This is a genomic window from Phreatobacter sp. AB_2022a (genome assembly GCF_026847585.1).
Lineage (GTDB): Bacteria > Pseudomonadota > Alphaproteobacteria > Rhizobiales > Phreatobacteraceae > Phreatobacter.
In genome coordinates, this window is the sequence record NZ_JAPSET010000025.1 from 88976 (window position 1) to 98199 (window position 9224).

Annotated in this window: 9 protein-coding genes; 1 reads left to right on the forward strand and 8 read right to left on the reverse strand. The window is 67.8% G+C overall.

Features of this window, described 5'->3' with window-relative positions:
* Nucleotides 1-3: 3 nt before the first annotated feature.
* The 8 genes from OZ671_RS18680 to OZ671_RS18715 all read right to left on the reverse strand — a co-directional run bounded on the left by OZ671_RS18680 (nt 4) and on the right by OZ671_RS18715 (nt 8205).
* Nucleotides 4-981 carry an ABC transporter ATP-binding protein gene (locus OZ671_RS18680; protein WP_268862140.1) on the reverse strand — a complete coding sequence of 326 codons (978 nt, stop codon included), beginning with the start codon at nt 979-981 and terminating at the stop codon, nt 4-6.
* Complete coding sequence (locus OZ671_RS18685; RefSeq protein WP_268862141.1) at nt 978-1943, reverse strand: ABC transporter ATP-binding protein; 966 nt, start codon at nt 1941-1943, stop codon at nt 978-980. The genes OZ671_RS18680 and OZ671_RS18685 overlap by 4 nt, the downstream gene beginning before the upstream one ends.
* Nucleotides 1940-2839, reverse strand: a complete 900-nt coding sequence (locus OZ671_RS18690; protein WP_038302732.1) for an ABC transporter permease — start codon at nt 2837-2839, stop codon at nt 1940-1942. Before OZ671_RS18690 ends, OZ671_RS18685 begins: the two co-directional genes overlap by 4 nt.
* Before the next feature lies 1 nt (nt 2840).
* Nucleotides 2841-3758, reverse strand: coding sequence for an ABC transporter permease (locus OZ671_RS18695; RefSeq protein ID WP_038302734.1), 918 nt, complete (start codon nt 3756-3758; stop codon nt 2841-2843).
* 142 nt (nt 3759-3900) lie between these two features.
* Nucleotides 3901-5418 (reverse strand): ABC transporter substrate-binding protein, encoded by a 1518-nt coding sequence (locus OZ671_RS18700; protein ID WP_268862142.1) that lies wholly within the window; start codon nt 5416-5418, stop codon nt 3901-3903.
* Nucleotides 5419-5510: 92 nt separating this feature from the next.
* Entirely contained in the window at nt 5511-6428 is a 918-nt protein-coding gene (locus tag OZ671_RS18705) for a polyprenyl synthetase family protein (RefSeq protein ID WP_268862143.1), read from the reverse strand.
* 57 nt (nt 6429-6485) lie between these two features.
* Nucleotides 6486-6683 (reverse strand): hypothetical protein, encoded by a 198-nt coding sequence (locus OZ671_RS18710; protein WP_038302738.1) that lies wholly within the window; start codon nt 6681-6683, stop codon nt 6486-6488.
* Between the two features lie 43 nt (nt 6684-6726).
* A complete protein-coding gene (locus OZ671_RS18715) occupies nt 6727-8205 on the reverse strand; it encodes a catalase (RefSeq protein WP_268862144.1) in 1479 nt (492 codons plus the stop codon).
* Between the two features lie 100 nt (nt 8206-8305).
* Between OZ671_RS18715 and OZ671_RS18720 the strand changes: the two genes are divergently transcribed.
* Nucleotides 8306-9220: a hydrogen peroxide-inducible genes activator gene (locus OZ671_RS18720; protein ID WP_268862145.1), complete on the forward strand. Its 915-nt coding sequence runs from the start codon at nt 8306-8308 to the stop codon at nt 9218-9220.
* The last annotated feature ends 4 nt before the right edge of the window (nt 9221-9224 follow it).

The window sequence follows — 9224 nt, forward strand, 5'->3', positions numbered from 1 at the left end:
CCGTCAGGCTGCGGCGGCCTTCGTCCGTTCCGGGTCGTGCAGGTGGCAGGCAACGAGCCCGCCGCCGTCGCCGACATTGCGCGGTGCAATGCTCCGGCAGGCGGCGAAGGCCTCGGGGCAGCGCGGATTGAAGGCGCAGCCGGGCGGCGGATTGAGCGGATCGGGAAAGGCGAGCCCGAGTCCGGTTTCCGGAATGCCGCCGCCCGGCTCGGGCGTCAGCACCGATTGCAGCAGCGCCCGGCTATAGGGATGGCGCGGCGCGCGGAACAGCGTCGCGGTCTCGCTGAGCTCGACCACCCGGCCGAGATACATCACCGCCACCCGCGTCGCGATATGTTCGACGACGGCGAGATTGTGCGAGATGAAGACATAGGTCAGCCCGAGGTCGCGCCTGAGATCCATCAGCAGATTGAGGATCTGCGACTGCACGGAAACGTCGAGCGCCGAGGTCGGCTCGTCGCACACCACCAGCTCCGGTTCCATGACCAGCGCGCGGGCGATCGCCACGCGCTGGCGCTGGCCGCCGGAGAGCTGGTTCGGATAGCGGTCGGCGAAACGTTTCGGCAGGCCCACCTTGTCGAGAATGGCGATCGCCTTCTCGCGCCGCTCCTCGGCGCTGCCGACCCCGTGAACGGCCAGCGGAAAGGCGACGATGGCGCTGATCGTCTTGCGCGGGTTGAGCGAGGAATAGGGGTCCTGGAACACCGGCTGGATGCGTCGCGCCACCGCCTTGCGGTCGAGGCTGCGCATATCCGTGCCCTCGAGCCGGATCTCGCCGGTCGAAGCCGGCAGCAGGCCAAGCACCATCTTGGCGAGCGTCGACTTGCCGCAGCCGCTCTCGCCGACAATGCCGAGAACCTCGCCCTTCTCGACGGTCAGGTCGACGCCGTTGACCGCGTGCAGGGTCTTCTTCGCCGCGAACAGGCCCTGGGCGACCTTGAAGGTGCGCGAGACGTTGGAAATGGTCAGGAGCGTCGTCATGCCGCAACCTTCAGGCAGGACCAGACATGGCCGCCGTCCCGGTGGGACGGGATCGCCGCCGCGCAGCCGGTATCGGCGAGCTTGCAACGGGTGCGGAAGGCGCACCCGGTTATGTCCCCGACGAGCGAGGGTACGACGCCCGGAATGGAGCCGAGCCGGTCGCCCGGCAGCGTCCGCCCGGGCACCGGGATGCAATCCATCAGTCCAAGCGTATAGGGATGCTTCGGCGCGTTGAACACCTCGGCCGCCGTGCCGGTCTCGACGATCTCGCCGGCATACATGACGGCCACCCGATGGGCCATGCGCGCGACCACGCCGAGATCGTGGGTGATGAGCAGCAGGGCGATGCCGAGCTCCTTCTGCAGCTCCATGAGCAGCCTGAGGATCTGCGCCTGGATGGTCACGTCGAGCGCCGTCGTCGGCTCGTCCGCGACGATCAGGTCCGGCCCGCACATCAGCGCCATGGCGATCATCACGCGCTGGCGCAGCCCCCCGGAGAGTTGGTGCGGATACTGGCCGAGCCGCTGGCCGGCATTGGCGATGCCGACCTTGTCGAGCAGGAACACCGCCCGCTCGCGCGCGGCGGCAGCGGTCGAGCCCTTGTGCAGGCGATGATGCTCCATCAGCTGGTCGCCGATCGTATAGGCCGGGTTGAGCGCGGTCATCGGCTCCTGGAAGATCATGCCCATCCGGTCGCCGCGCAGCGCGTTCCAGCGTTTCGGCCCGCCGGCGATCAGGTCCTCGCCGCCGAGCGACAGCCGGCTCGCCGAGCGGGTCGCGCGCGGCGGCAGGAGGTCCATCACCGACAGCGCGGTCATCGATTTGCCGCAGCCGCTCTCGCCGACGAGGCAGAGCGTCTCGCCCCGGTTGATGGCGAAGGAGACGCCGCGCACCGCATGCAGCGTGCCGGCGGCGACCGCGAGGTCGACCTTGAGATCCTGGACGTCGAGAACCGCGGTCACGAGCGGCCCTCCGGCGCGGTCACGTCGCGCAGGCCGTCGCCCATCATGTTGATGGCGAGCACCAGCAGCGCCAGGGCGCTGCCGGGAATGGCGATCAGCCAGAACGAGAAGAACATGAAATTCTTGGCCTCGGAAATCATCAGGCCCCAGGACGGCAGCGGTGGCTGCACGCCGAGCCCGAGGAACGACAGGGCAGCCTCCAAGAGGATCGCGCTCGCCGCCTCGACGGTGGCGACCACGATGAGTTGGGGCGCGACATTGGGCAGGATCTCGCCGAAGATGATGCGCGCCTTCGACGCGCCCGCGGCCTCCGCCGCGGCGACATAGTCGAGCGAACGCACCTGCTGGGTGGCCGAGCGCATGACCACGGCGAAGCGATCCCATTTCAGGAAACCGAGCACGGCGATGACGATGCCGAGCGTGCCGCCGACCATCGAGACGACGGCGAGTGCCACCAGCACGACCGGCAGCGCCAGGCGGGTGGTGACGAGAAAGGTGATCGCCATGTCGATGCGGCCGCCGAAATAGCCGGCGGAGAGGCCGAGCGCGGTGCCAATCGTGCCCGAGATCAGCATGACGGCGAAACCGATCAGCAGCGAGATCTGCGCGCCGTAGAGCAGGCGCGAGAGATAGTCGCGGCCGAGATTGTCGGTGCCGAGCGGATGGACCCAAGTGCCGCGCTCGTACCAGATCGGCGGCACCAGCCGGTTCATCAGGTCCTGGGCATAGGGGTCGTGCGGGGCGACGAAGGGCGCGGTCAGAGCGACCAGCACGATGACGAGGAAGAGACCCGAGCCGAACATCAGGCCCTTGTGGCCGCGGATGCGGCGCCACAGCCTGAGCGCGGCCGAGGGCTCCTTGACGTCGAAAGCGTCGGCGTGGATTGCGTCGGTCATGTCACGCCACCCTGATACGCGGATCGAGCCAGGCATTGACGAGGTCGGCGGCGAGCGTCAGGCCGACATAGCCGACCGACAGCAGCATCAGCACCGCCTGGATGACCGGAAAGTCCTTCTGGCTGATCGCCTGGTAGGCGAGGTAGCCGAGGCCGTCGAGCGCGAACACCGTCTCGACCACGATCGAGCCGCCGAGCAGGAAGCCCATCTGCACCGCGGTCAGCGCGACGACCGGCACCAGCGCGTTGCGCAGGGCGTGCTTGATCACGACGGTGGAGGCCGGCAGGCCCTTGGCGCGGGCGGTGCGGACATAGTCGGAGCCGAGCACGTCGATCATGCCGGCGCGAATGAGCCGCATGAAGGGCGGGGTCACGTAGTAGCCGAGCGCAATCGTCGGCAGCACGAAATATTCCCAGCCGTCGGCGCCCGAGACCGGCAGCCAGCGCAGGCCGATGGCGAAGACCATGATGAGGCACAGGGCGAAGAAGAAGTTGGGCAGCGCCTGGCCGACCACCGCGATGGCGAGGCACAGCCGGTCGATCCAGGAATTCTGCCAGATCGCCGCCATCACGCCGAGCGGGATCGACACGGCGAGCGCAAAGCCGATCGACAGGAGCGCCAGGATCATGGTGGTGCCGAACTTCTCGCCGATCAGATTGATCACCGGCGACTTGAAATAGAGCGACTGGCCGAAATCGCCGGTCAGCGTGCGGCCGAGCCATTCGAGATATTGCAGGAGCAACGGCCGATCGAGGCCATATTGCTGGCGGATCATCGCGATGTCTTCGGCGCGCGCGCCCTCGCCGGCCAGCGCCAGCGCAACATCGCCCGACAGGCGCAGCAGGAGGAAGGCCAGCGCCGAGACCGCGAAGGCGACCAGCGCGGCGAGGCCCAGCCGCTTCAGCGTGTAGATCAGCATGTCTCCCCGATCGTCCTGGCTTGGCGCGACCCACGCCGTTCGGGGCCGCTCGAAACGCAGCACCTGGAACAGTTGCCCGTTCCAGGTGCATGCCTATTGCATCAACCGGTCGACGCGGCTGCGCGCGGCAGCCGCCCTCCGGTCATTTCCAGCGCATTTCCCAGAACCGCGGCAGCTCGTCCGGATAGGGCGTGAACTCCAGGTCCTTGGCCGTCGCATAGAAGGTGACCAGCGAATAGAGCGGCACGGAATAGGCCTGCTCGGAAATCCGCGCGAGCGCTGCCCGGTAGGCCGCCTTGCGCTGGTCCGGATCGGTCACGGTGTCGGCGCGCGACAGGAGCGAGATCAGTTCGGGATCGCGCGTCACATCGTCGTCGACGCCCTTGTAGAAGACCGAGGTCGAGGCCGAGGTGTCGTTGACCGAGAACGAGCCCCAGGTCTGGTGGGCGAGCGAGGCGCGGTTCGCCCGGTTCTGCTCGCGAAAGGTCGCATACTGGCCGAAGCGCAGCGTCGCCCGGATGCCGACCGCCCGGAGATAGTTGATCATCGCCTCGGCCTGGTTGCGCTCGCGATAGGAGTGCAGGTCGAGCTCGAAACCGTTCGGGAAACCGGCTTCGGCGAGCAGCTGGCGCGCCTTGGCGGGGTCGTAGGGGTACTGCGTGGCACCCGAATCGTCGCAGCCGAACTGGGTGCGGAAGCAGATGGCGTTGAGCACCCGCGAGCCGGGCCCGACGAGCTGGGTCGCCATGGTCTGGCGGTCGATCGCATGGTTGATCGCGCGGCGCACCCTGACGTCGCGCAGCGCCGGCGTCGGCGACTGCTCGGAGGTCGCCATCTGCAGGAAGGCGATGCGCATGGTCTCGCCGGAGACGATCTGCAGCGTCGGCACGGCGCGCATCTGCGCCGCCTGGTCGGGCGCGATGTTCATGATGAAGTCGAGGCCGCCGGCCAGCATTTCGGCGACCTGGGTCTGCCGGTCCGGAATGAAGCGCACCACGATCGTCTCGATCGTCGGTTGCGGCTTCGGGCTGTCGCGGAAATAGTCGGGATTGCGCCGGAGCGTGATCTGCTTGCCGAGCTGGTGCTCGACCACCCGGTAGGGACCGGAGCCGATCGGCCGCTCGTTCATGCCGCGCGGCCCGACCTGGGCATAATAGTCGTTGGGATGGATGACGATCGGCCCGGCGAGATATTCGATCGCCGCGGGGAACGGCCGGCGCGTGACAATCCGCACCTTGTACTTGTCGATCTTCTCGACCCGCTGGATCCAGCTGACATTCTGCTGGGTGACCGACTTGTTGGCCGGATCGGACACGTAGTTCAGCGTGAACACCACGTCGTCGGCGTCGAATTCCTCGCCGTTGTGGAACTTGACGCCCTGGCGCAGATCGAGCTCCAGCGTGCGCTCGTCGATCCAGCGCCAGGCGGTGGCGAGCTGGCCGCGATATTCGTTGGTCTTCGGATCCCGATAGATCAGCGTGTCCCAGACCTGCTGGCCAAGGATCACGCCGATACGGACGCTGTTGTAGTAGGGATCGACATTTTCGGGCACCTGGTCGTAACCGAAGCGCACCGTATTGGCGCGTTTCTGCGCCTCTGCCGGCATGGCCAGCCCGAACAGAACAGCCGCGCCCAGCGCGAGCCCCCACAACCGCCTCATCAGACCCTCTTTCTGTCTTATCCTGTAATCAGGATTTATCCTGATCCTTCCGGCCCGGGCCGGATTTTGTCAAGCGGATGGCCGCTGCCGCCTTACGCTTTGCGGAAGGCGATGAACCGCGCCGTCTCTGCGAGCAGGTCTGCGCCAGCGCCGAAGGGCGCGAGATGCCCGGAGGCTTCCGCGACGAGCCGGTCCAGCTCGGCCCGGGCCCAGGCCGCGCCGTGCAGCGAGACGAGCGTGCCCTTGCCCCGGCCGGCATCCTTGCCGGTCGCCTTGCCCGCGCTAGCCGCATCGCCTTCGAGATCGATCAGGTCGTCGGCGATCTGGAAGGCGAGACCGATGGTCGCACCATAGGCTTCGAGCGCCGCGCGCCGGTCGGCGCCGGCTTCGCCAAGCACCGCGCCGGCCGTGCAGGCGAAGCGGATGAGCGCACCGGTCTTCATCGCCTGCAGGCGGCGGATAGCCGCTTCGGGCAGGGCAAGCGGGACGCCGCCGGCAAAGCGGCCTTCGGCCTCGAGGTCGAGCATCTGGCCACCGGCCATGCCGCCGAGGCCGCTCGCCCGGGCGAGCAGCAGCACGAGCTCGGCCCGGACACGCGGGTCGGGATGCACCGCCTCGCCCGCCAGCACCTCGAAGGCGAGCGTCTGCAGCGCGTCGCCGGCGAGGATCGCCGTCGCCTCGTCGAAGGCCCGGTGCACGGTCGGCTGGCCGCGGCGCAGATCGTCGTCGTCCATCGCCGGCAGGTCGTCATGGACGAGCGAATAGCAATGGACGAGCTCCAGCGCCGCCCCGGCGAGCAGGGCGCGCGCCTCCGGCACGCCGAACAGCCGCGCCGTCTCGCGGACGAGGAAGGGCCGCAGGCGCTTGCCGCCGGCAAGGACGCCGTGGCGCATGGCGGCGGCGAGAAGCACGGGCCTTGCGATCTCGCCGGGCCGCGCGGCTTCGGTGAGCAGGTCGTCGAGGACGGCCTCGACCTTGCGGGCACATTCGGTGAGCTGGGTCTCGAACATGACCGCTGGGTGGCCGAGGACGGCGCGCGCGTCAAGGGCCGCGCCGTCCCCGGTCGCTCAGCCGAGGCGGTAGAGCACCCGGAACTGCTCCGGCGCCGCGTCGATCAGCGTGCGGCCGGCCACCGGCAGGATCGAGATGATCCGGTCGGCGCCGATGCCGCGATCGGCGAGCGCGCTGTTGAGCGCGTCGATGCGCGCATCGGTGAGGAATTCGCTCACCGCGTCGGAACGGTTGGTGGCATGGGCAGTGGTCATGGCATGCTCCTTGGCGGGACGGGGTTGACGTGAGACCGCCGCGTCATTCGGCGGCCTCGGCTCCGGGCAGGTCGGAGACCGACAGGCCCATGCGGGTGGCGACCCCGATGCCGTAGTCGGGATCGCAGCGGAAGAAGTGGCCGACCTGGCGCCTGACGATCTCGACCGGCACGCCCTGCATGGCCTCGGCAATGTTGTCCATCAGCCGGTTGCGCTCGGCCGGCGTCATCAGGCGGAACAGGTTGCCCGGCTGGGTGTAGTCGTCATTGCCCGTCCGGTGGTCGAAGCGGTCGGCATCGCCCGAGATCCCGAGCGGCGGCTCGCGATAGTCGAGCGCCTCGGCCGGGCCGTTCACCGAATTCGGCTCGTAATAGGCATCGGGGTTGCCGGTATCGTTGCGGAAGAACCGCATCGCGCCGTCCTTGTGATAGTGGTGCACCGGGCAGCGCGGCGCATTCACCGGCAGCGCCTCGTAATGTGTGCCGAGCCGATAGCGATGGGCGTCGGCATAGGAGAAGATCCGCGCCTGCAGCATCTTGTCGGGCGAGAAGCCGATGCCGGGCACGATGTTGGACGGCGAGAAGGCGGCCTGCTCGACCTCGGCGAAATAGTTGGCCGGATTGCGGTTCAGCTCCAACTCGCCGACCTCGATCAGCGGATAGTCCGCATGCGGCCAGACCTTGGTCAGGTCGAAGGGATTGTAGGGCGTCCTGTCGGCATCGGCCTCCGGCATGACCTGGATGCACAGCGTCCAGCGCGGAAACTCGCCGCGCTCGATCGCGCCGAACAGGGCCTCCTGGTAGCTCTCGCGCGAGCGGCCGATGACGCCGGCCGCCTCGGCATTGGTGTGGAACTTGTGGCCCTGACGGGTCTTGAAATGGAATTTCACCCAGAACCGCTCGTTCGCGGCATTGATCATCGCATAGGTATGCGAGCCGTAGCCGTTCATGAACATCGGCGCGACCGGCAAGCCGCGGTCCGACATCAGGATGGTCACCTGGTGCAGGCTTTCCGGCGACAGCGACCAGAAATCCCACATGGCGGTCGGCGAGCGCAGGTTGGTGCGGGGGTGGCGCTTCTGGGTGTGGATGAAGTCGGGGAATTTCAGCGGGTCGCGCACGAAGAACACCGGCGTGTTGTTGCCGACGAGGTCCCAGTTGCCCTCCTCGGTGTAGAACTTGACGGCGAAGCCGCGCACGTCGCGTTCGGCATCGGCCGCGCCGAGCTCGCCGGCGACGGTGGAGAAGCGCAGCAGCAGATCGGTCTTGCCGCCAACCCTGGCGAACAGCTTCGCCCGGCTGTAGCGGCTGATGTCCTGCGTGATCGTCAGCGTGCCGTAGGCGCCCCAGCCCTTGGCGTGCACGACCCGCTCGGGGATCCGCTCGCGGTTCTGGTGCGCGAGTTTTTCGATCAGCTGATAGTCCTGCATCAGCAGGGGTCCACGCGGACCCGCGCTCAGCGAATTCTGGTTGTCGGAGATCGGCGCGCCGGCTGAGGTGGTCAGGGTCGGTTTGTCGGGCATGTGACGGTTCCTGGCTGAGAAGCGGAACCGTTCTAGGCGGGCCTTGTCGATCAAGGCCAATCGGATTAACCTGGCCTCTCGATAAGAAAATCTGATCGATATGATTTCCTTCAAGCAACTCCGCTATTTCGATGCGGTGGCCCGTCACAAACATTTCGGCCGGGCCGCCGATCATTGCGCCGTGACCCAGCCGGCCCTTTCCATGCAGCTCCAGGAGCTGGAGCGCGAGCTGAAGCTTCAGCTCGTCGAGCGCCGGCGCAACGGCATCCAGCTCACCGAGGACGGCCGCGAGATCGCGCGCCGGGCCCAGCGCATCCTCGCCGACCTGCGCGATCTGCGCGACTATGCCCACCAGCGCGCCGGCCGGCTCACCGGTACGCTGCATTTCGGCGTCATTCCCTCGATCGCGCCCTACATCCTGCCGCGTTTCCTGCCGCTGCTGCGCGACGCGTTTCCCGAGCTCGATGTGCATATCCGCGAGACCCAGACGCGCCAGCTCACCGCCGAGCTGGTGGAGGGCAGCCTCGATCTGATGCTGGCGGCGCTGCCGGTCGACCACGCCGACATCGAGACGATCCGCCTGTTCGATGACCGCTTCCTGCTCGCCCTGCCCGCCTCGCGCGAACTGCACGGCCGGGTCCAGGCGACGCCGGATCTCCTGAAGGACGACCGTCTGCTGCTGCTCGAGGAGGGACACTGCCTGCGCGACCAGGCGCTGACCTTCTGCAACCTGCGCAGGATCGAGAACATCGACACGTTCGGCGCGTCGAGCCTGTCGACCCTGGTGCAGATGGTGGCGAACGGGCTCGGCCTCACCCTGCTGCCGGAGATCTGCGTCGACGTCGAGGCGCGCTACGGGGCGCTGAAGCTGATGCGCTTCGCCGATCCCGAGCCGCACCGGGTGCTGGGCCTTGCCTGGCGGTCGAGCTCGCCCCGCAAGCGCGACTTCGTCGAGTTCGGCCGCATGATCGTCGAGGCCAGGCCTGCCCTGCCGCCGGAGACCGGCACGATCTGACCCG

Coding starts and splice junctions, on each gene's coding strand:
- OZ671_RS18700 (WP_268862142.1), bottom strand. CDS start 5,418: ATGAGGCGGTTGTGGGGGCTCGCGCTGGGCGCGGCTGTTCTGTTCGGG.
- OZ671_RS18720 (WP_268862145.1), top strand. CDS start 8,306: ATGATTTCCTTCAAGCAACTCCGCTATTTCGATGCGGTGGCCCGTCAC.
- OZ671_RS18710 (WP_038302738.1), bottom strand. CDS start 6,683: ATGACCACTGCCCATGCCACCAACCGTTCCGACGCGGTGAGCGAATTC.
- OZ671_RS18715 (WP_268862144.1), bottom strand. CDS start 8,205: ATGCCCGACAAACCGACCCTGACCACCTCAGCCGGCGCGCCGATCTCC.
- OZ671_RS18680 (WP_268862140.1), bottom strand. CDS start 981: ATGACGACGCTCCTGACCATTTCCAACGTCTCGCGCACCTTCAAGGTC.
- OZ671_RS18695 (WP_038302734.1), bottom strand. CDS start 3,758: ATGCTGATCTACACGCTGAAGCGGCTGGGCCTCGCCGCGCTGGTCGCC.
- OZ671_RS18690 (WP_038302732.1), bottom strand. CDS start 2,839: ATGACCGACGCAATCCACGCCGACGCTTTCGACGTCAAGGAGCCCTCG.
- OZ671_RS18705 (WP_268862143.1), bottom strand. CDS start 6,428: ATGTTCGAGACCCAGCTCACCGAATGTGCCCGCAAGGTCGAGGCCGTC.